This is a genomic window from Sandaracinus amylolyticus, from assembly GCF_021631985.1.
GTDB lineage: Bacteria > Myxococcota_A > Polyangia > Polyangiales > Sandaracinaceae > Sandaracinus > Sandaracinus amylolyticus_A.
Window position 1 is genome coordinate 9136620 of record NZ_CP070225.1, and the last position, 19835, is coordinate 9156454.

The following is a 19835-nucleotide window of genomic DNA, read 5'->3' on the forward strand; positions in this document are numbered from 1 at the left end:
TCGAACGAACGACCGGGCACGCGCGATGACGCGTGCTCGGTCGTGCTGCATCAGCCGTACGACGACGTCCGCACGTCGCAGAGCTCCGCGACCTTCGTGACGAGCTCGTGGGTGTCCACCGGCTTCGTCAGGTAGGCCTCGAACCCTGCCTCGAGCGCGCGCCGCACGTCGTCGGGCTGCGAGAACGCGGAGATCGCGACCGCGCGCATCACGGGGTCGTGCTGCAGCGCGAAGCTCACGAGCGAGATCCCGTCCTCGTAGGGCATCGCGATGTCGCTCACGAGGATGTCGAAGCGCGACTCCGCGAGCCGCGCCCGCGCCTGCGCCGCCGATGCCGCGAGCGTCACGCGCGCGCCGCGCAGCGAGAGCACCGAGCCGTAGAGCTCGCGCGCGTCGTCGTGATCGTCGACGAGCAGCACCCGCACGCCGACGAGGTCGGGCGTCTTCGCGCGCGGGGCGATGTTGATCCCGGGCGACGTGCCGGGCTCGCTCGAGGCGCGCCCGTCGGGCAGGCGCACCGTGAACGTCGCGCCGCGCCCGAGCCCCTCGCTCTGCACCGAGATCGTCCCGCCGTGCAGCTCGACGAGCTTGCGCGCGATCGCGAGGCCCAGCCCGAGCCCGCCGTGGCGACGCGTCGAGCTCGCGTCCGCCTGGCGGAAGCGATCGAACAAGAAGGGCAGGAACGAAGGATCGATCCCCGCGCCGGTGTCGATCACCTGCGCGATCGTCGCGTTCCCGTCGCGCGCCACACGCGCGGTGACGCGCCCGCCCTGTGGCGTGAACTTCACCGCGTTCGTCAGCAGGTGGAAGAAGATCTGGCGCAAGCGCATCGCATCGCCGCGCACCGTCGCCGCGCGATCGACGTCGAGCGCGACCTCGATCCCGCGCTCGGTCGCGCCGCTGCGCACGAGATCGACCGCCTCCTCCATCGGCCCCGAGACCGGCACGACCTTCGGATCGAGCGTGATCTTGTTCCGGAGGATGCGCGACGTGTCGAGGATGTCGTCGACGATGCGGGCCTGCGCCTGCGCGTTGCGCTGGATGACCTCGAGCCCCTTGCGCACGCGCTCCTGCGCGGGCTTGGGATCGTCCATCAGCAGCTTCGACCACCCGAGGATCGTCGAGAGCGGCGTGCGCAGCTCGTGGGAGACGATCGAGAGGAACTCGTCCTTCAGCGCGTTCGCGCGCTGCGCCTCTTCGTAGAGCAGGACGTTCTCGAGCGCCGCGGACACGCGACGGCCGAGCTCCTCCGCGATGAAGCGATCCGCGAGATCGTAGGGACGGCTCGAGCGGGTCGACTCGAGCGTGAGCGCGCCGGCGACCTCGCCGCGCACCGAGAGCGGCACGAAGATCCAGGCGCGCGTCCCGAGCGCCTCGAGCGCGCGCCGCGCGTCGTCGTCGCGCGCCGCCGAGCGCAGCAGCTCGGGCGTCACCTCGGGCACGAGATCGCTGCTGCCGGTGCGGAGCACCACGCCGAGCCCGTGCTTCACGCCCTCGTCGTCGCGGAAGAGATCGGCGATCGCGCGGGTGTCCGGCGAGTCGGTGCGCGAGTCCGCGGTCGCGATGCAGCGCACGCGTCCGGTCGCGTCGCGCAGGTGCACCGCGCACACGTCGGCCATCTCGGTCACGACCGAGCGCGCGAAGCCCTGCAGCATCTCCTCGCGCACCAGCGATGCACCGAGCGCGCGCGTGACCTCGCCGACGATCGCGAGCGCCTGCTCGCCGCGCTTGCGCGCCGTGATGTCGTCGAAGCGCAGCGCGACCTCGTCGGGTCCGAGCGGCGCGACCCAGCACTGGAACCACGAGCCCGGCCCGCGCGTCGGGCGCGCGACCTCGACGCTCTGCGCCTCGCCGCCGTCGAGCACGCGCATCAGCAGCCCCCAGAGGATCGACTGCTCGATCTCCGGCCACACCTCGCGCAGATCCGCGCCCGCGATGGTGCGCTCGCTCCCGAGCGTCGCGCTCGCGGCGTGGTTCGCATAGACGCAGCGCAGTGTGATCGCGCCGGCGCCGTCCGCGCGCTCGGCGCGCAGCGCGAGGAAACCCTCGTGCGACGCGTCCTGGACCGTGCGGAAGCGACGCTCGCTCTCGGCGAGCGCGTCCGCCATGCGCCGCTCGTCGGTCACGTCGACGACGATCACCGCGATGCCGACCAGCGACTCGCCCGAGCGCACCGGGACGAAGCTCGCGAGCCCGTCGATCGTCGCGCTCGCGCCGCGCCATCGCACGTGCAGCTGCGGAGAGGGCAGCCCCGACGCCAGCACCTCGTGGACGATCTGCTTGACCCGCCCCGCGCTCTCGGCGTCGATGATCTCCTCGACCCGACGTCCGAGGTGCGCGTCGCGCGAGCGCCCGTTCATGCGAGCGAGGACGTCGTTCACCTCGAGGTAGCGCAGCTCGCGATCGAGGATCGCGATGCCGATCGGCGCCATCCCGAGCAGCGCGTCGAGGATGGCGCGCTCGTGCGTCGGCGGCGTGCGCTGGATCGTGCCGGTTCGGTCGGGTCGTTCGCTCAACGTCGTCTCGCCGGGGCTGCGCTCGTCGTGGACGTCGGTCAGGGTTCCCACCCAACGGCTCAGCGTGCCGTCGCTCTCGCGCACTGCGCACGCGCGGAGCTCGTGCCACCGCCACGCACCGTCACGACGGCGCACGCGGACGCGCGAGACCTGGGTGTCGCCGAATCCATCGGGCCGCGTCCCCAGTCTCGCGCCGACGTCGTCGGGATGCAGCACGGCGGGCCAGCCGAGCCGCACCGCGTCGTCCGTGCAGACGCCCGTGTACTCGACCCAACGTGCGTTGACCGCGGTGAGCTGACCGCGCGGGTCGGCCTCCCACACCACGTGCGGAAGGACGTCGGCGAGGGGGCCCAGCACGTCGACGTGCTCTCCCCGGCCCGGATCCTTCCGAGAAACGGTGACCGATTCGCGACGCACCTGGGGCGCTGCCACAGCAAGGCGCGCACCACGCGAGGACGCCGCGCTTTCCCGGAGGATCAGGGCAGCGCGACGGGATCACTGCCGAGGCACACCGCCTCGGGTGGTGAAAAATGTCTCGGCCCGTGATGCATCCTGGAAAGACGGTATCAGTCCGCCTGCGGCGTCAGCTGGCCGCCCGGGACGTTGTAGTCGTGCGTCGGATCGCTGACGTAGGGAGCGTTCCAGACGTGAGCCCACCAGTACACGGGCAGGATGCCCCACGGCAGCAGCACCATGCCGGTGATCCACAGCCCGCGGTTCTCGCTGCGCGGGTTCTGCGCCGCGAACGAGATGAAGAAGAGGCACAGCAGATACTGCATGAACGTCGCGACGAAGAGGCTCCAGTGGATGAGGCTCACGTGCTCGGGCGGCGAGGGCACCGCGAACGCGGCGAGCGCGGAGACCGCGAACGTCACGATGACCACGGCCATCACGATGCCGAGCACGAGGCGCGCGCTGCGGCTCCATCGGGTGATCGACTCGTTGCGCGTGGTGCGCGGCGCATGAGCAGGAACGGTCCGAGTTTCCACGTGTCCTCCGCGAGACGTCGGAAAAGCAGTCGACCGGACCGAGTTGCAGAGGGGGTGCCACGCGAATCGCGCGCGATGCTTCCGGCGGAAGACGTGCGAAGTGAGGCGCGTGGCCTCGCTCGGATCGGGCGTGAGGGGGCATCGTGCTTGCTCCGAGCACGCCTCGATGTGGCGCCGCGTGCGCACCGGGATCGGCGAGGGCGTGCGCGGCGCGGCGCGCGCGTTCTTCGGCGTCGTGCGCGAGGCGGTCGAGTCGTTCCACCGCCACCGCGGCAGCCTGCTCGGCGCGGCGCTCGCGTTCTACACGCTGCTCTCGATCGCGCCCTTGCTGGTGGTCGCGGTCGCGATCGCCGGCATCGTCTTCGGCGAGGGCAACGCGCGCATGCAGCTGATGCGCGTGATCGAAGGGTTCGCCGGAGAGCGCGGCGCGGCGATGGTGGGCGCGTGGACCGACGAGGCGCGCGCGGCGAGCTCGGAGGCGACGGTGATCGGCCTCGTGCTCTTCGCGGCCGGTGCGTCGCGCGTGTTCGCGCAGCTCGAGTCGACGCTCGACGCGGTGTGGGACGTGCCGGTGCGGGAGCACGAGACGGTGCGCGGCGCGGTGCGCTGGATGATCGGACGGCGCGTGGTCTCGTTCGTCCTGGTGCTCGGCTTCGGGTTCGTCATCGCGGGCTCGCTCGTCGCGCAGACGGTGCTCGATCTGATCACGGTCTCGCTCGCGGATCGCGGGATCGCGGTGCACCTCGCGCTGCGCGGCGCGCACGCGCTGTTCTCGATCGGCGTGCTCACGCTCGCGTTCGCGCTCGCGTTCCGGCGCGCCCCGCATCGCCACGTCGAGCTGCACGAGACGTGGATCGGCGCGCTGGTCACGGCGCTGCTCTTCAGCGTCGGCAACGCCATGCTGAGCGCGTACTTCGCGCGGGTCGACATCGGCGCCGCGTACGGCGCGGCGGGCTCGGTGATCGCGGTGCTGCTCTGGCTCTCGTTCTCCGGGCAGATCCTGGTGTTCGGCGCGGAGCTCACGCGCGTGGTGGCGATGCGCGGAGGGCGCGTGCGCGCGACCAAGCGCGCGCCGCCGTGGGTCGCGGAGGAAGCTGCGGCGGACGTGCTCCCGCGCGCACGACCGAGGCGCGGTGCATCGCCGAGCGTGGCATCGCCCGTGCTGGGAACGGGCCGGAGGACCACGTGAACATCGCGGCCATTCTCTGTCCCGTCGACTTCTCCGCGAGCTCCGAGGTGGCCGCGCGCTTCGCTGCGTCGATCGCGCGCGACCTGGGCGCCGAGGTCCACCTCGCGCACGTCGTGCCGCTCCCGATGCCCGCGATGCCGGTGCCCGAGATCGGCCTCGCGCCACAGGAGATGATGGGCCCGCCGCTCCCGCAGATGCAGCGCGAGGCGAGCGCGAGCCTGCGTCAGCTCGCGACCCAGCTCTGCCTCGAGCCGCACGTGCACGTCGTGACCGGCACCGCGGCGCGCGAGATCGTGAAGCTCGCGCAGAGCATCGGCGCGGGGATGATCGTGATGGGCACCCACGGTCGCACCGGGCTCGCGCACCTGCTGCTCGGGAGCACCGCCGAGCGCGTCGTGCGCACCGCGCCGATCCCGGTGCTCGTCGTGCCGCACCACCGCGAGAGCTGACGATCGGTCCAGCTGGAGTGCTCGCTGGCGGAGGGCCCGCACGGGAGCGTGCCGCGCACGCGGACGGGAGGGCCCAGCGCCGGCGAGCCGATGGTTCGACACTCGCTCAGAACATCTGGTAGCCGGCGGCGAGCCCCACGATCACGACGGTCGTGTCTCGATCGACGAAGATCGGGTGCACGTTCGCGCTGATCACGAGCCCTCGCCGTCGCGCCCGCGTGCGATCGCCGAGCGACACCGCGAGCCGCGCCTCCATCCCGAGGTGCAGATCCGAGAGCCCGTCGCAGCGCGACGCGTCTTGGCCGCAGAGCCCGCCGATGCCGACGTCGAGCGAGGGGCCCGCGCCGAGCTGCACGCGCTCGAAGAGCGTCAGGTCGAGCACCATCGCGTTCGTCGACACCGCGAACGCGCCCTCGTCGCTCGCGATCACGTCGGCGAGCCAGAGCCGGTGCACCGCGTAGGTCGCGACGATGTCGTTGAGCTGCAGCCCGATGTGGATCGACACGCCGCCGCCGAGGCCACCTTCGTCGCCCACCGTCGCGCCGAGCATTCCGTCGGCGGCGAAGCGCACGCGATCGTCGGTGTAGTACTCGTCGGGCAGTGGCTCGAAGTACTGCTGCGCGTGCGCGCGCTGCGATGGACCGAGCAGCGACGCGAGCATCGCGAGCGCGATCGTGATCGCTTCGCGCGCGCTGCGTCGCGTCGCGCCGCATGATCGCTTCGTCGCGTGGTGGCGCTTCATGGGATCCCTCGTCCTCCCGCTCCCGATGCGAGGCGGTGCAGCACGCGTGCCCCCGTGGATGGAGCGCGATTTCGCGGTCGATCCGCGGCACGGTGCGCCGTCGCGACGAGGTGCCGCGTGGCGCCGCGGCAGGTCCCCGGATGGCCTCTTCGTTGCTGAGCACGAGGCAGCGCTCGCCGCGTCGCGCTCGCTGGAGGCGCGGCGTGCGAGCGACAGGAGGACCCATGTTGATCACCATCGTGACCTGGATCGTCTTCGGCCTCGTAGTCGGCATCGCGCGCGCGGTCGTGCCGGGCTCGCAGCCGATGAGCATCCCCGGCACCATCCTCCTCGGTGTCGCGGGCTCGTTCGTCGGTGGCCTCGTCGGCAACCTGCTCGCGGGCAACTCGGCGCTGCAGGTGCACGCGGCGGGCTTCATCGGATCGGTGCTCGGCGCGATCCTGCTGCTCGTCGTGATGATGTTCGCCACGCGGCGCCGGCTCGCGTGATCTCCGCCGTGCGTCGCGCCCACCGATGGACGCGACGCACGACGGAACGTCGTTTGCCAACGCGCACGGCCCCATGATCGTGAAGACCGTCAGGCCGCTCGAAGGTGCCCACGTCCTCGTCGTCGAGGACGACCCCGACATCCTCGAGCTCCACGCCATCTCGCTGCGCGAGGCGGGCGCGGACGTGCACGCCGTCGGCTCGGCGCACGCGGCGCTCGACGCGCTCGACGCGGGCGCGTCGTTCGACGTGATCGTGAGCGACCTGTCGATGCCCGAGCTCGACGGCTTCGAGCTGATGCGCCGAGTGCGCGCGCGTGGCGGTCGCGCGGCGGTCGTGCCCGCGCTCGCGGTGACGGCGCTGGGCGACGACGACCACGTCGACGAAGCCGCACGCGCCGGCTTCCACGCGCACGTCCGCAAGCCACTCGCGCCCGACGATCTGGTGCTCGCGATCGCGTGTCTGGTGCCCGCACGGGGTCGGGGTCCGGGTCGGGACCGGAACGGACACCGGGCCGGGTCCGGCCCCGAGACGGCCCGGGATCGCCGTCCAGCGGTGGAAGGCGATCCGACGCGACACGACGGCGATCCCTGGTCGTAGAACCGCCAGGAGGCGATCCACTGCGGGAACGACCGAGCCCGCGCCGCCGGAACACGATCCAGGCGGCAGCGACCGATCCGGCGCTCCCGGAACGCGACCGCGCCGCCGACGTTTTCTCCGGCCACCAGCGGGAGCCGGCGCGTCCCGGTCCGGTCCTCGCCCCCGGCCGGTCCCCCCGTTCCAGTCCCGACCCGGACCCCGCCCCCGACCCCGTCCAAACACCAAGCCCGCGTTCCCCAGAGGGGAACGCGGGCTTCTTCACCGACTCACCAGGGTCTCGACGCGATCAGGCGCACGCGCGGAGATGATCCGCGAGACGGTCCCGGAGCCGGCGCTCGAGCTGGCGCACGCGCTCGCCGCTCACGCCGATCTGCTCCCCGACCGCGCGCAGCGACGCGGGCTCGTCCGCGACCAGGCGGTGGTCGAAGATGCACGCATCACGATCGCCCAGCTGCTGGCGGAAGTGGTTGATCGCCGAGACCGCGCGCTCGCGCTCCTCGTGCGCCGCCACGACCTCCTCCGGGCCCGGCAGATCGTTCGCGAGCGTGTCCTCGACCGTGCGGCGGCTGCCGTCACCGGTCGCCGCGCTCAGGCTCACGTCGCGGTTCTCGAGGCGCGCGAGCAGCGACTCGACCTCGCTCGCGTCCACCCCGAGGCGCTCCGCGATCGCCTCGCGCGTCGGCTCGATGTTCTCGGCGAGCAGCGACGCATGCGCGCGGCCCACGTTGAAGAAGAGGCGACGGCCCGCGCGGGTCGTCGAGCTGCGCACCACGCGCAGACGATCGCGGAGGAACGCGATCACGTACGCGCGGATCCAGAGCGACGCGTACGTCGAGAAGAGCACCCCGCGCTCGGGGTCGAAACGGTCGGCCGCGACGAGGAGGCCGACGTTGCCCTCCTGGATCGCGTCCATCATGCAGCGCTGCAGCGCGGGGTAGCCGCGCACGATCTTCACCACCAGACGCAGGTGGCTCTCGACGAGACGGCGACGCAGCGACTCTTCGCCGGTCGACTTCATCCGCGTCACCAGATCGCGCTCCTCCTCGCGGGTGAGCATGGGAATCCGGGTGACCGCGCGCAGGTATGCGCCGAGGGAGCCTTCGCGTGCGCTGTGGATCGACATCGTTCCTCCGAGACGTGCAGGAGCGCGGGCCTCCGGGGCGGCGCGCATCGAGAAACCATCGGGTTCGTCGGGGGGTGCGCGGGGCCGTTCTGCACGGCTGGTGCCACGGCTCGGAGGGCCGAGATCACGTCGAGATCGCGAAAGACACGCCCTGAGTGCGTGTTCCCTGCTGTGGCACCGCGCCTCATGCGAGGCGTCCGCGCGCACGCTCCACCGCGCGCGCCCGGCGCACGGCAACGACCACCGGGAGATGGTCCGACGCCTCACGAACGAGACCCTTGTTGGGGACCTCCGCGGCGAGGACCTCGAGACCGGCGCCCACCAGGACGTGATCGATCCGCAGCAGCGGTCGCCACGACGGGTACGTGGCGCAGACGTAGCCCGGCCGCGCCAGCTGCTGCGCGTCGGAGAGCTTCGTCGTCAGACGTCGGTACGCGATCGACCCGCGCCCGCAGTTGAAGTCACCGAGCAGCACGGTGTGCGGCGACGACGTCCGCTCGATCTCCGCCGCGACGTGGCGGGCCTGGCCCATGCGCTCGACCGGGCCGAGCCCGAAGTGCGTCACGACCACGTCGAGCTCGCCGCCCGGCGCGGCGACGCGGGTGTGCACGAAGCACCGCGGCTCGCTGACCGCGCGCCACGTCGGCAGCTTCTCGGTGCGCACGTGCTCGATCGGATGGCGCGACAGCACCGCGTTGCCGTAGTGCCCGCGACCGTCGTAGAGCGCGGCGCCGAACACGTGGCTCATGCCGAGGCGCACCGCGATCGCCTCGGCCTGATCGAGCCCACCGCTGCGGGTGCGCCCCACGTCGATCTCCTGCAGGCCGATCACGTCGGCGTCGCAGGCGCGCAGCACGTCGGCGATGCGATCGAGCGCGCGCACTCCGTCGGTGCCGACGCAGCCGTGCGCGTTGTACGTCATCACGCGCAGCGTCGGCGGGTGCGGCATCAGCTCGACGTCGCCGTCGGTCATCGCCTCGTCGCCGCGGGAGCGCGGACCTCGCTCAGGTCGGAGCCGTCGCGCCGTCGCGCCCGCCTGCGCGCAGCTGCTCGATCATCTCGTCGATGTCCTTCTTCAGCGCCTCGCGGGTGCGCGGCGTGAAGACCAGCGCCGCCGCGGCGCCGAACAACGCGCCCGCGGCGAACACGCCGGGAATCAGCGCGGTTCCGACGACCGGGACGATGCCGACGGCGGCGATCGCGTTGCCCACGCCGACCGCGCGGAGCGAGCGGACGGCTTTGCGGACCCCGGGGCGATTGCCGATCGACGCGATCGTCTTCGTGATGTGGATCATCGCAGAACCTCCCCTGCGCCGTATCGAACGGGTGCTCCGGTGCGGAGCAAGCGAGGTGCCGCCCACGGATGCGCGAGGACTGCCCGCGCGGGAGCCCGGTTCGTGGGGGCAGCGCGCCACGCCGAGGGTCCCCGCGCCACGTCGGTTTCGCTTCGGAGTTGCGGAACTACGGGTAGCAGCGCGACAATGCGGCCCGTTCCGCCGTGCTTCCGCGCGATCGTGGAGCAAGGCGCGAGAGGAAGAGGACCTCGATGGCTTCGAAGGACCCGATCGTCTGTCACGTCTGCGGCTTCAAGAACGCGTTCGATGCCACGCGCTGCGTCTCGTGCGGCGCGAAGCTCGAGGCGGTCTCCGCCGACTACTCGACGGAGGAAGAGGCCGCCCGCAGGAACCAGCAGACGGGGTTCGAGCTCAAGTGGGTCGCGATCGCGTTCGTGATCTACTTCGTGTTCCAGGCGATCGCGCTCGCGGTGCTGCCCGCCGTGATCCCCGCGTACGACCCGTTCCAGAACGTGTGGGGGATCCTCATCTCGTCGCTGACGTGGTTCATCGGCGGCATCGTCGTCGGCTACGTCTCGCCGGGCCGCACGTTCCTCGAGCCCGCGCTCGCCGCGGTCATCGCGACGATCCCGACGATCAGCTACCTGATGTGGCGCACGCCCGGCGCGCCCGGCGACGGGTTCGACCCCTCGATCATGGCGTACACGGTCGGCGGTCTCATCGGCGTGATGGTGTCGCTCTTCGGCGCGTTCCTCGGCGAGAAGGTGCAGGGCGCGACGCGCGGCCACCGGGCGCGCTGATTTCCCCGCCCGAGCTCAGGGCCGCGACGCGCGCATCCCGAGCTGCGCGAGCCCGCACATCTCGACCAGCGCGCTCGCGCGCACCGCGATGATCTCCTGGGACGCGGGGTCGTTCTCCGCGGGGAAGAGCCCGACGTCGACGATGATCGCCGCGGCGCCCACCTCGAGGTACTGCGGCCCGTTGTCCGGCCCGATGCCGCCCGCCGCGACCAGCGGCACGCTCGGACGCACCCGCGCGAGGCGCTCCACGTAGTCGAGCCCGCCCAGCGCGCCTGCGGGATAGATCGCGATCGGACCCTCGTGCGCGCGGCTCGCGGCGAGCAGCTCGCTCGGCGTCGCGACGCTCGGCACGATCCCGAGCCCGCGCTGGCGGCACGCCGCGATCAGCTCGGCGTCGAACACCGGCGAGATCACCCACTCCGCGCCGGCCGCGAGCGCCACGTTGAGGTGCTCGCTCTCGACGACCTCGCAGAGCCCGACCATCGCGTCGGTGCGATCTGCGATCTCGGCCGCGATCTCCGCGACGAAGGGGACCGAGACCGGCAGCGCCAGGAGCGTGATGCCGCCGCGGGCCGCCGCTTCGGCGCGCGCGATGAGCGCTGCGCGCTCGGGCGCCTGGACGATCGCGGCGAGTCGCTTCTCGCGCAGGAGGTCGAGCGGGTCCGACATGGCGCCCCTGCGTACACGGCGCCCCTCGGCACGGTCAAGCCGCGGGGATCACGGGCCGATCCGGCGCGTATCTTCGCGCGACCGCACGATCCGACACTTCGCGGCGATCCGTCCGCGAACGATTCAACGTTTCACGAAACGTTGGAATGTGGGCGCGAAGACCCCGGTTGAGCGCCGAGACGCGAGGCTGGTACACCGGAGCACCGAGGGGGGCCGTTGATCTACGTCTACGTATTCGCGCTGGTGCTGGGGGGCGTGCTGCTCGGCGCGTCGATGCTGCTCGGCGGCGGCGATGGCCACGCGGACGGCGGATCGCACGGCACCGAGGGCGCGGCGAGCGCCGACGGGCACGATGCGCCGGGAGGGTTCGAGACGTTCCTCGTCGCGTTCCTCTCGCTCCGCTTCTGGACCTTCTTCCTCGCGTTCTTCGGGCTGACCGGCGTCGTGCTCGACGGGCTCGGCCTGGTGCCCAGCACCATCGTCGCGGCGATCCTCTCGCTCGCGATGGGCTTCGGCGCGGGCGGCGGCGCGGTGTGGCTGATGCGTCGCGTGCGTGCCGACGACTCGAACAGCGCCGCGACCTCGCAGGACTACGTCGGCAAGACGGCGCGCGTGCTCGTCGCGTTCGGCCCGGGGCGCACCGGCAAGGTCCGGGTCGAGGTGCGCGGCAGCACGGTGGATCTGCTCGCGGTGCCGATCGACGGCGCGTCGTTCGTGCTCGACGAAGAAGTCATCGTGGTCGAGATGGAGGGCACGCGCGCGAAGGTCGCGCGCCTCACGCCCGACCGTCTCAGCAAGGCCTAGAATTCCGCGCCCAGCACGGCGCGTTGATCGTCTACGCTCTCGGCTGCCTGCCGGCAGTCGGGGCGGCCGCGCGCGCGGGGGGGTCTGCGCCGCGGTGCGAGGTGCTCGATCGGAGGGAGAGCGAGAGAATGCAGCAGTACGGATATCAGCCCTATCAGGACCCGTACGCACCGGTCCAGGCGCAGCAGTTCCCGATCGATCCGTCGTTGCTCTGGATGGTCGTCGGCGCTGCGATCGTGATCGCGATCGGCACCCTCGTGCTGATCCAGATCGTGAAGCAGTTCCTCTACGTCGCGCAGCCGAACGAAGCGCTCGTGTTCAGCGGCAAGCGCTACAAGATGGAGGACGGGACCGAGCTCGGGTACCGCATCGTGAAGGGCGGGCATCGCGCCTTCCGCATCCCGATCCTCGAGAAGGTCGATCGCCTCGACATGACGATCATCCCGATCGACATCGTCGTCGAGAACGCCTACTCGCGGGGCAACATCCCGCTGAAGATCCACGCGATCGCGAACGTGAAGATCCACAGCGACATGCGGTGGATCCGCAACGCGGTGGAGCGCTTCCTCGGTCGCGGCCAGCGCGACATCCAGGTTGTCGCGCAGCAGACGCTCGAGGGCGCGCTGCGCGAGGTGCTCGCGCAGCTCTCGCCCGAAGAGGTGAACGAGGATCGCCTCAAGTTCGCCGACAAGCTGATCCACGCGGCGGAGGACGATCTGCAGAAGCTCGGGCTCGGCCTCGACACGCTGAAGATCCAGAGCGTCAGCGATCAGACCGGGTACCTCGACTCGATCGGTCGTCCGGTGATCGCAGCGGCGCTGCGTGACGCGGAGAACGCCGAGTCGCAGGCGGCGCAGGAGACCCAGCAGGCGCAGGCCGAGGCGAACCGTCGCGCCGAGGTCTCGCGCGCGACCGCGCAGATGGCGATCCAACAGAAGCAGAACCAGCTCCGCACGCTGAGGGCGAACCTCGAAGGCGAAGCGCAGGCGGTGGAGCGCGAGGCCGAGGCTGCGGCGAAGACCGCACGCGCGATGGCGGAGCGACAGCTCCAGGAAGTGCGCGCTGCGCTCGAGGCGCGACGCCTCCAGGCCGAGGTCGTGATCCCCGCGGAGTTCGAGCGCCAGGCGCAGCAGATCCTCGCGAAGGGCGCGGCCGCGCCCACCGCGGAGAACGGCGCCGCGGCGGCGGAGATCCTCGCGCTCATGAGCGACGCCTGGCAGTCGATGGGCCCGCAGGCGCGCGAGATCTACGTCATCCAGCACCTCGAGGAGATCGTCGGCACGGTCGTGCGCTCGCTCGAGAACGTGTCGGTCGACGAGGTGAACGTGCTCGACCAGGGCGACGGGAGCGCGCTCGCGAGCTACGCGGCGACCTACCCGAAGATGGTCGCGGCGGTGATGAGCGCGCTGCGCGAGACGACCGGCGTCGACGTGCCGGCGATCCTCGGTGGTGATGGACGCGGCAACGGCGCGCCGCAGGGGAGGGCCTGAGCCATGGCGTTCGTCGTTCCGCTCTTCGCGCTGGCGATCATCGGCCTCATCGCGGCGATCGCGATGCTCGTCGTCATCAAGAACGTGCTCTACGTGAGCGGCCCGAACGAGGTCCTCGTCTTCTCGGGGTGGGGCAAGCAGACCACCGCCGACGGAAGGACGATCGGATATCGCTTCATCAAGGGCGGCCGCACGTTCCGCATCCCGCTGTTCGAGACCGTCGATCGGATGGATCTCACGAACATGATCATCGAGCTGCAGGTGAAGAACGCCTACTCGAAGGGCGGCATCCCGCTCACCGTGCAGGGCGTCGCGAACATCAAGGTGCCGGGTGAAGAGCCGCTCATCCACAACGTGGTCGAGCGCTTCCTCGGCAAGTCGCGCAACGAGATCATGGAGATCGCGCAGGAGACCCTCGAGGGCAACCTGCGCGGCGTGCTCGCGACGCTGACCCCCGAGCAGGTCAACCAGGACAAGGAAGCGTTCGCTGCGAAGCTCACCGAAGAGGCGGAGCACGATCTCTCGACGATCGGGCTCGTGCTCGACACGCTGAAGATCCAGAACGTGACCGACGAGGTCGGCTACCTCGACGCGATCGGCCGGATGCTCAGCGCGCAGGTGCGCCGCAACGCGCAGATCGCCGAAGCGCGCACCAAGGCCGAGGCGGCCGAGCAGAAGTGGCGCAACACGATGGAGGCCGAGGTCTCCAAGCTCGACGCGCAGATGCAGGTCGCGGCGAAGGAGAACGAGCGACGCATCCTCGACGCGCGCACCAAGCGCGAGGCGATGATCGCGGAGCAGCAGGCCGAGGTGCAGGCGCTCATCGCGCAGTCGCAGGCCGAGATCGGCATGCAGGACGCGCGCATCGAGCAGGTGAAGCTGCAGCTCCAGGCGGACATCATCCAGCCTGCGGAAGCGCAGCGTCAGAAGGCCGAGCAGAACGCGAAGGCCGAGGCGGCGCGCATCGTCGAGCAGGGGCGCGCGACCGCGTTCGTGCTGAAGAACCTCGCGGCGACGTATCGCGGCAGCGGGACCAACGGGCGCGACGTGCTGCTGATGCAGAAGCTCGTGCCGATGCTCGGTCAGATCACGGGCACGATCGGTGAGCTCAAGATCGATCGCCTCACCGTGATCGGCCCGGGCCACGGCAACGGCGGCGGCGATGGGAGCCTCGCGGGCAAGCTCGTCGCGACGAGCGAGCAGATCAAGGCGGCGACCGGGCTCGACGTGCCGGAGATCCTCCGCGACAAGTTCGGATCGCCGAAGCCGCCGACGATCCCGCCGACGAGCGGGCGCACGCTGCCGCCCGGCGTCGCGCCGCGCCGCGGCGAGAGCGGCTGAATCCTTGCGGGAGTGCTCGTCCCGCAGGTCCCGGACGGGAGCGCGCGAAGCGCGCGGACGGTAGGGGCCGGCGGGCGAGCCGATTTGTTGAGAGCAACGAGTGAGTGAACGAAGGCCGCGTGCTCGAGAGGGCGCGCGGCCTTCGCGCTTCGTGTGGTACCGATCCTCGCGCCGCGCCCGTGGGGGGCGAGCGGCACTGCGATGGAGCGTGTGATGAGCGTGAAGCGGACACCCGGTCGCGTGGTCTGGCGCGAGCTCACGACCGACGACGCCGACAAGGCGCAGGCCTTCTACTCGGCGCTCTTCGGATGGCGGTTCGTGGACTTCCCGATGGGCGAGGGCGCGCCGCCCTATCCAATCGCGCACGTCGGCGAGAAGGGCATCGGCGGCATCATGAAGAAGCCGGAGGGCGCGCCGTTCCCGCCGTTCTGGCTGAGCTACGTGTCGGTCGAGGACGTCGACGCCGCGGTCGCGCGCATGAACGAGGCGGGTGGGTCCACGATGATGCCGCCGACCGACGTGCCGGAGGTCGGTCGCCTCGCGATCGTCGCGGACTTCGCGGGCGCGGTGATCGGTCTGATCAAGTCGGTCAGCGACGATCCGGTCGGCGGCCGCCCGCAGCCCGGTGAGTTCTGCTGGGAGTCGATCATGACCTCGGATCTCGCGCGCGCGAAGAAGGTCTACACGAGCGTGTTCGGCTGGATCGAGACGCAGATGCCGGGCGGCAGCAGCACCGTGTTCGCGACCGGCAAGGGGATGGAGGACGGCGTCGCGGACCTCGGCAAGGCGGAGGGCATGCCCCCGTCGTGGGCGACCTACGTCGTGGTCGAGACGCTCGAGACCGCACGCGCGAAGGCGGAGAAGCTCGGCGCGAAGATCGTCGTGCCGCTCATCGAGGTGCCGAACGTCGGTCGCATCACGTTCATCCAGGATCCGACGGGCGCGCACATCGGGCTCTTCCAGCCCCAATTCTGATCGTCGCGCGCACGGCCTGCGTACCCCGCGCATCGCATGCGACCGCACGCTCGCGGTACGCTCGATCGCGGGGGAAACGGTGGCCATCTACTACAACCTCGCAGCGTTCCTGGGAGCGCGCGACGAAGCGGAAGCCTTCGTCGCGCACTTCCACGGGCGCACGATCCCGATCGAGCACGGGGAGCTCGTCCTCGACATCACGTTGCGCGAGACGCCGAGCGGGTGGCTCGTGGGGCTCTGGCCGGTCGGCATGAGCTACGGCACCTGCGACGATCCGCGCCTCGTCACGCCCGAGGCGCGCGAGGCCGCGGCGCGATGGTTCGAGCGCGAGCTCCGCGGCGCGCCCACGTTCCGCGCGGCGGCGTTCGGCGCGGAGATCTACGACACGTTCCTCGACACCACGCTCGCCGAGCTCGTCGACGGCGGCGGGATGCCGGGGCTGGTGCTCGACATCCGCACCCACGTGTCGCTGCGATCGCCCGCGGGCACGAAGCCGTTCGGCCCCGGTCGTCGCTGGTGGCCGCGCACCAAGACGCCCTGAGCGCTCACGACGGGCGCACGACGCGGCCCGGGGTCGCGCCGGTGAGCGCGCCGTTCGTCGCGATCGTCTCGCCGCGCACGATCGTCGCGCGATAGCCGATCGCGTCCTGCAGGAAGCGTTTTCCGCCCGCGGGCAGATCGCGCACCAGGCGCGGCGCGCGCAGCGCGAGGTGGTCGAGCTCGATCACGTTGAGATCGGCGCGGCGTCCGATCGTGATCTCGCCGCGATCGGCGAAGCCCGCCCAGCGCGCGGGCTCGCTCGTCAGCTTTCGCACCGCCTCTTCGATCGTGAACCGACCGCGCTCGCGATCGCGCGCCCAGTGCACGAGGAAGTACGTGAACATGCTGGCGTCGCAGATGGTGCCGACGTGCGCGCCGCCGTCGCCGAGCGAGACCATCGCGCGCGGGTGGTGCAGCATCTCCGCGACGTCGTCGAGCGAGTAGCTGCCGTAGTTGTAGAGCGGGAAGTAGAGCAGCGCGTTGCCGCCCTCCTCGAGCAGTGCGTCGTAGACGACCTCGAGCGCAGGCACGCCGCGGCGCATCGCCTCGGCGAAGAGCGCGTCCTGGCGCTGCGGCTCGTAGCTCGGCGTCGAGCCCATGCGGAAGAGGCGCATCGCGACGAAGTCGACCGCGGCGAGCAGCTGATCGGCGAGCGGCGGGATCGGCGATCCATCGCCCGCGACCTTTTCTGAACGCTCGCTCAACAACTTCGCCTTCACCTCGGGGCGCGAGAGGATCGCGACCCGCTCGGCGAGCGGAAGGTGCGCGATCGCCTTGTACGACGGGAACCCGATGAAGGGATGGAACGTCGCGTCGAGCCCGAGGATCACGCCGATCGGACGCGGCGCGACGAGCGCGTTCATCGTCACGCCGCGCGCGCTCGCGCGCTCGATGCGCGCGAGGATCTTGCGCCACTGATCGGTCGCCGAGTCGCGCTGCAGCGTCGAGATCGCGAGGGGCCGGCCCGCCGCCTCGGCCATCGCCTCGAGCGCGTCGAACTCGGGATCGAAGCGCTCCGGCGAGACGTGCATGTCGAAGTCGCTGACCGCCTGGAGCACACCGCGCCCGAGCCCCTCGAACGCGCGCGCGATGCCCGCGAGCTCGCGCGCCTCGGCGTCGGCGGCGGGCGTCTCGCTGCCGTCCTTCGCGCGATGGTTGTCGCTGCGGCCCGTCGAGAACCCGAGCGCGCCCCGATCGAGCGCGCTCCGCAGCATCGCGCGCATCTGCGCGACGTCGTCGTCGGTCGCGCGTCCGCCCGCCACCGCACGCTCGCCCATCACGTACACGCGCAGCGCGTCGTGCGGCACCTGCGCCGCGACGTCGATCGTGCGCGGCCGGCGATCGAGCGCGTCGAGGTACTCGCCGAAGTGCTCCCACTCCCAGCGGATCCCCTCGGCGAGCGCGCTGCCCGGGATGTCCTCGACCCCCTCCATCAGCGCGATGAGGCGCTCGCGATCGCGCGGCCGCACCGGCGCGAACCCCACGCCGCAATTGCCCATCACCGCGGTGGTCACGCCGTGCGCCGAGCTCGGCAGCATCTGCGCGTCCCACGTCGCCTGGCCGTCGTAGTGCGTGTGCACGTCGACGAAGCCCGGCGTCACGAGCGCGCCCTCGGCGTCGATCGTGCGCGTCGCGCGCTCCTCGAGCGCACCGATCGCCACGATGCGCCCGTCCTTCACGCCGACGTCGGCGCGCCGCGCGGGCGCTCCCGTTCCGTCGACCACCATCCCGTTCACGATCGCGAGGTCGTACGCCACGCCGGCAGTATCGCGGAATCGCGCCACGCGTGTCGACGCGCCTCGCCCACGTTCACAGGCGCGAACGATGCACGCGCTCGTGCTCGAGATGGCCGAGGTCTACGAACGACATCCGCTCGAGCGCACGACCAAGAGCGACGCGCGCAAGCTCGTCGGGATCGTGCTGTTCGCGCTCTTCATCCCGCCTCTCGTCGCGACGGTGATCCTGCTGCTCGCGGAGATCGGCGATCGCAATCGCATCGTCACCCCGGACGAGAGCGCGATCGAGAGCGCGAAGTAAGGAGCTCACGCGCATGGCCGAGACGTTCGATCGCAGTCACGAGTACTTCGGCCGCGGGCTGAGCCCGCGCGCCATGAGGCGCGCGATGCTCGGTGTCCTGCTGCTCTTGATCGTGCCGACGCTGATCGTGATCGCGCTGATCGCGTGGGGTCAGGCGACGAACTACGTCGAGCACCACCCCGCCGCGCGCGAGGCCCTGACCCACTGAGTCAGTCCCTGCCCATCACGCGATCGAGCACGCCGCGCTTCGCGGCCGCGCCGATCGCGCCGAAGAACCCACCGCCGAGCGCGCGCTTGAGGCGCCACATCGCCTTCGCGTCGGACTGCGGCATCACGTAGAGCTGGCCGCGCTCGAGCCCGCGCAGCGCGTGCTCCGCGATCTCCTCGGCGCTCCACTTCGCCTGCGTGACGAGCTTCTCGGTGCGCCCGTTGAGCATCCCGGTCGCGCGCGAGCCCTTGTGGATGTTGGTGCGGAAGAAGCTCGGGCAGAGCGCGGTCACCTGGATGCCGCTCGTCGCGAGCTCGGTCGCGAGCGTCTCGCTGAGCGCGATCACGCCCGCCTTCGTGACGTTGTAGGGCCCCATCATCGGCGCCGACACGACGCCCGCGATCGACGCGACGTTGAGGATCCATCCCGACTTCTGCGCCTTCATCTTCGGCACGAAGTAGTGGCAGCCGTAGATGACACCCCAGAGGTTGATGTCGACCTGCCACTTCCAGTCCTCGAGCGGGATCGCACCGACCTCGCCCGCGACCGCGACGCCCGCGTTGTTCACGAGCACGTCGACGCCGCCCCAGAGCGCGTCGGCGCGCTTCGCCATGCCCTCGATCTGCGCCGCGTCGCGCACGTCGACGATCATCGACTCGACCTGGGCGCCTTTCCCCTGCGCCAGCGCGACCGTCTCGCCGAGCCCCTCCTTCGACACGTCGCTCAGCAGCAGGCGCGCACCGCGCTCCGCCAGCGCGAGCGACACGGCTCGCCCGAAGCCGCTTCCCGCGCCGGTGATGACCGAACGCGCACCGCTGGGGATCTTGCTCGTCGTCATTCGAAGTCTCCTGCTCGCGCCTCGCGCGGGCTCGCGAGCCTATCACGCACATGGCAGCATCCCAGTCATGGCGGGGCAGGCCTTCTACGGACCGCGCGTCGGAGAGGCGCTGCAGCTCGCGGCCGACGCGTTCGCAGCGCGCGCACGCAAAGGCAGCGGTGTGCCGTACCTGACGCACCTGCTCTCGGTCACGACGCTCGTGATGGAGCACGGCGGCGACGAAGATCAGATCTGCGCGGCTGCGCTCCACGACTATCTCGAGGACATCCCGGGCGCGCTCGCGTCCGAGCTCGAGGCGCGCTTCGGCGCGCGCGTCACGCGGCTGGTGCGCGCGCTCTCCGACGCGACCGACGCGCAGAACAAGGCGCCGTGGAAGCCGCGCAAGCTCGCGTACCTCGCGCACCTGCGCGACGCGCCCGCCGAGGTGAAGCTGATCAGCGCGGCCGACAAGCTGCACAACGCGCGCAGCATCGTCGACGATCATCGACGCATCGGCGACGAGGTCTTCACGCGCTTCACCGCCTCGCGCGAAGAGACGCTCTGGTACTACCGCGAGGTGGTGCGCGCGCTCGCGCACGAGTTCGATCATCCGCTCGTCGATCGACTGCGCGAGGCGGTGAACGACATCCATCGCGCGACCGGGATCGACGTCCGGATCTGAGCCCGACTCATTTTCGCGATCGCGGATGTCCGAACTGGCCAGCTCAACGGTACGACTGGCCAGCGTGAGCGCGCTCGCCCGAC

General features: G+C 71.1%; 22 protein-coding genes. 13 read left to right on the plus strand and 9 right to left on the minus strand.

Features of this window, described 5'->3' with window-relative positions; translation table 11 throughout:
* Nucleotides 1–50: 50 nt before the first annotated feature.
* Complete coding sequence (locus I5071_RS38780) at nt 51–2873, minus strand: ATP-binding protein (RefSeq protein WP_236518427.1); 2823 nt, start codon at nt 2871–2873, stop codon at nt 51–53.
* Between the two features lie 209 nt (nt 2874–3082).
* Nucleotides 3083–3505: a hypothetical protein gene (locus I5071_RS38785; protein ID WP_236518428.1), complete on the minus strand. Its 423-nt coding sequence runs from the start codon at nt 3503–3505 to the stop codon at nt 3083–3085.
* Between the two features lie 166 nt (nt 3506–3671).
* Here I5071_RS38785 and I5071_RS38790 point away from each other — a divergent pair, with 166 nt between their 5' ends.
* Together I5071_RS38790 and I5071_RS38795 are read left to right on the plus strand one after the other, a co-directional pair.
* Nucleotides 3672–4694, plus strand: a complete 1023-nt coding sequence (locus I5071_RS38790; protein ID WP_236518429.1) for a YihY/virulence factor BrkB family protein — start codon at nt 3672–3674, stop codon at nt 4692–4694.
* Complete coding sequence (locus tag I5071_RS38795; RefSeq protein ID WP_236518430.1) at nt 4691–5143, plus strand: universal stress protein; 453 nt, start codon at nt 4691–4693, stop codon at nt 5141–5143. The genes I5071_RS38790 and I5071_RS38795 overlap by 4 nt, the downstream gene beginning before the upstream one ends.
* A gap of 106 nt (nt 5144–5249) precedes the next feature.
* Here I5071_RS38795 and I5071_RS38800 read toward each other — a convergent pair whose 3' ends face one another.
* The gene (locus I5071_RS38800) at nt 5250–5885 is read right to left on the minus strand and encodes a hypothetical protein (RefSeq protein ID WP_236518431.1); all 636 of its coding nucleotides are present in this window, start codon (nt 5883–5885) and stop codon (nt 5250–5252) included.
* A gap of 224 nt (nt 5886–6109) precedes the next feature.
* On the opposite strand from I5071_RS38800, the gene I5071_RS38805 reads away from it, so the two are divergent.
* On the plus strand, nt 6110–6373 hold the full coding sequence (locus tag I5071_RS38805) for a GlsB/YeaQ/YmgE family stress response membrane protein (protein ID WP_236518432.1): 264 nt from the start codon (nt 6110–6112) through the stop codon (nt 6371–6373).
* Nucleotides 6374–6446: 73 nt separating this feature from the next.
* On the plus strand, nt 6447–6971 hold the full coding sequence (locus tag I5071_RS38810; protein WP_236518433.1) for a response regulator: 525 nt from the start codon (nt 6447–6449) through the stop codon (nt 6969–6971).
* Between the two features lie 286 nt (nt 6972–7257).
* Here I5071_RS38810 and I5071_RS38815 read toward each other — a convergent pair whose 3' ends face one another.
* From I5071_RS38815 to I5071_RS38825, 3 genes are all read right to left on the minus strand, one after another.
* On the minus strand, nt 7258–8094 hold the full coding sequence (locus I5071_RS38815) for a sigma-70 family RNA polymerase sigma factor (protein ID WP_075097731.1): 837 nt from the start codon (nt 8092–8094) through the stop codon (nt 7258–7260).
* 184 nt (nt 8095–8278) lie between these two features.
* Nucleotides 8279–9067 (minus strand): endonuclease/exonuclease/phosphatase family protein, encoded by a 789-nt coding sequence (locus I5071_RS38820; RefSeq protein WP_236518434.1) that lies wholly within the window; start codon nt 9065–9067, stop codon nt 8279–8281.
* Between the two features lie 31 nt (nt 9068–9098).
* Nucleotides 9099–9389: a hypothetical protein gene (locus tag I5071_RS38825; protein WP_236518435.1), complete on the minus strand. Its 291-nt coding sequence runs from the start codon at nt 9387–9389 to the stop codon at nt 9099–9101.
* Between the two features lie 251 nt (nt 9390–9640).
* Here I5071_RS38825 and I5071_RS38830 point away from each other — a divergent pair, with 251 nt between their 5' ends.
* A complete protein-coding gene (locus I5071_RS38830) occupies nt 9641–10189 on the plus strand; it encodes a zinc finger Ran-binding domain-containing protein (RefSeq protein ID WP_236518436.1) in 549 nt (182 codons plus the stop codon).
* A 15-nt stretch (nt 10190–10204) separates the two neighbouring features.
* On the opposite strand, the gene I5071_RS38835 is transcribed toward I5071_RS38830, so the two are convergent.
* Complete coding sequence (locus I5071_RS38835) at nt 10205–10858, minus strand: bifunctional 4-hydroxy-2-oxoglutarate aldolase/2-dehydro-3-deoxy-phosphogluconate aldolase (protein ID WP_236518437.1); 654 nt, start codon at nt 10856–10858, stop codon at nt 10205–10207.
* A gap of 216 nt (nt 10859–11074) precedes the next feature.
* On the opposite strand from I5071_RS38835, the gene I5071_RS38840 reads away from it, so the two are divergent.
* The 5 genes from I5071_RS38840 (at nt 11075) to I5071_RS38860 (ending at nt 16009) form a co-directional block, all read left to right on the plus strand.
* The gene (locus I5071_RS38840) at nt 11075–11662 is read left to right on the plus strand and encodes an NfeD family protein (RefSeq protein WP_236518438.1); all 588 of its coding nucleotides are present in this window, start codon (nt 11075–11077) and stop codon (nt 11660–11662) included.
* Between the two features lie 128 nt (nt 11663–11790).
* On the plus strand, nt 11791–13152 hold the full coding sequence (locus I5071_RS38845) for a flotillin family protein (protein ID WP_236518439.1): 1362 nt from the start codon (nt 11791–11793) through the stop codon (nt 13150–13152).
* Nucleotides 13153–13155: 3 nt separating this feature from the next.
* Nucleotides 13156–14493 carry a flotillin family protein gene (locus tag I5071_RS38850; RefSeq protein ID WP_236518440.1) on the plus strand — a complete coding sequence of 446 codons (1338 nt, stop codon included), beginning with the start codon at nt 13156–13158 and terminating at the stop codon, nt 14491–14493.
* Nucleotides 14494–14706: 213 nt separating this feature from the next.
* Nucleotides 14707–15468, plus strand: a complete 762-nt coding sequence (locus I5071_RS38855; RefSeq protein ID WP_236518441.1) for a VOC family protein — start codon at nt 14707–14709, stop codon at nt 15466–15468.
* A gap of 79 nt (nt 15469–15547) precedes the next feature.
* A complete protein-coding gene (locus I5071_RS38860; RefSeq protein WP_236518442.1) occupies nt 15548–16009 on the plus strand; it encodes a hypothetical protein in 462 nt (153 codons plus the stop codon).
* A gap of 4 nt (nt 16010–16013) precedes the next feature.
* Here the strand turns inward: I5071_RS38860 and I5071_RS38865 are convergent, their stop codons facing one another.
* Nucleotides 16014–17765, minus strand: coding sequence for an N-acyl-D-amino-acid deacylase family protein (locus I5071_RS38865; protein ID WP_236518443.1), 1752 nt, complete (start codon nt 17763–17765; stop codon nt 16014–16016).
* A gap of 67 nt (nt 17766–17832) precedes the next feature.
* Between I5071_RS38865 and I5071_RS38870 the strand changes: the two genes are divergently transcribed.
* Nucleotides 17833–18045: a hypothetical protein gene (locus I5071_RS38870; RefSeq protein WP_236518444.1), complete on the plus strand. Its 213-nt coding sequence runs from the start codon at nt 17833–17835 to the stop codon at nt 18043–18045.
* A 13-nt stretch (nt 18046–18058) separates the two neighbouring features.
* Nucleotides 18059–18253: a hypothetical protein gene (locus tag I5071_RS38875; protein ID WP_236518445.1), complete on the plus strand. Its 195-nt coding sequence runs from the start codon at nt 18059–18061 to the stop codon at nt 18251–18253.
* Between the two features lies 1 nt (nt 18254).
* On the opposite strand, the gene I5071_RS38880 is transcribed toward I5071_RS38875, so the two are convergent.
* Nucleotides 18255–19091, minus strand: a complete 837-nt coding sequence (locus I5071_RS38880) for an SDR family NAD(P)-dependent oxidoreductase (protein WP_236518446.1) — start codon at nt 19089–19091, stop codon at nt 18255–18257.
* Between the two features lie 67 nt (nt 19092–19158).
* Between I5071_RS38880 and I5071_RS38885 the strand changes: the two genes are divergently transcribed.
* The gene (locus tag I5071_RS38885; protein WP_236518447.1) at nt 19159–19752 is read left to right on the plus strand and encodes an HD domain-containing protein; all 594 of its coding nucleotides are present in this window, start codon (nt 19159–19161) and stop codon (nt 19750–19752) included.
* Nucleotides 19753–19835: the final 83 nt, after the last annotated feature.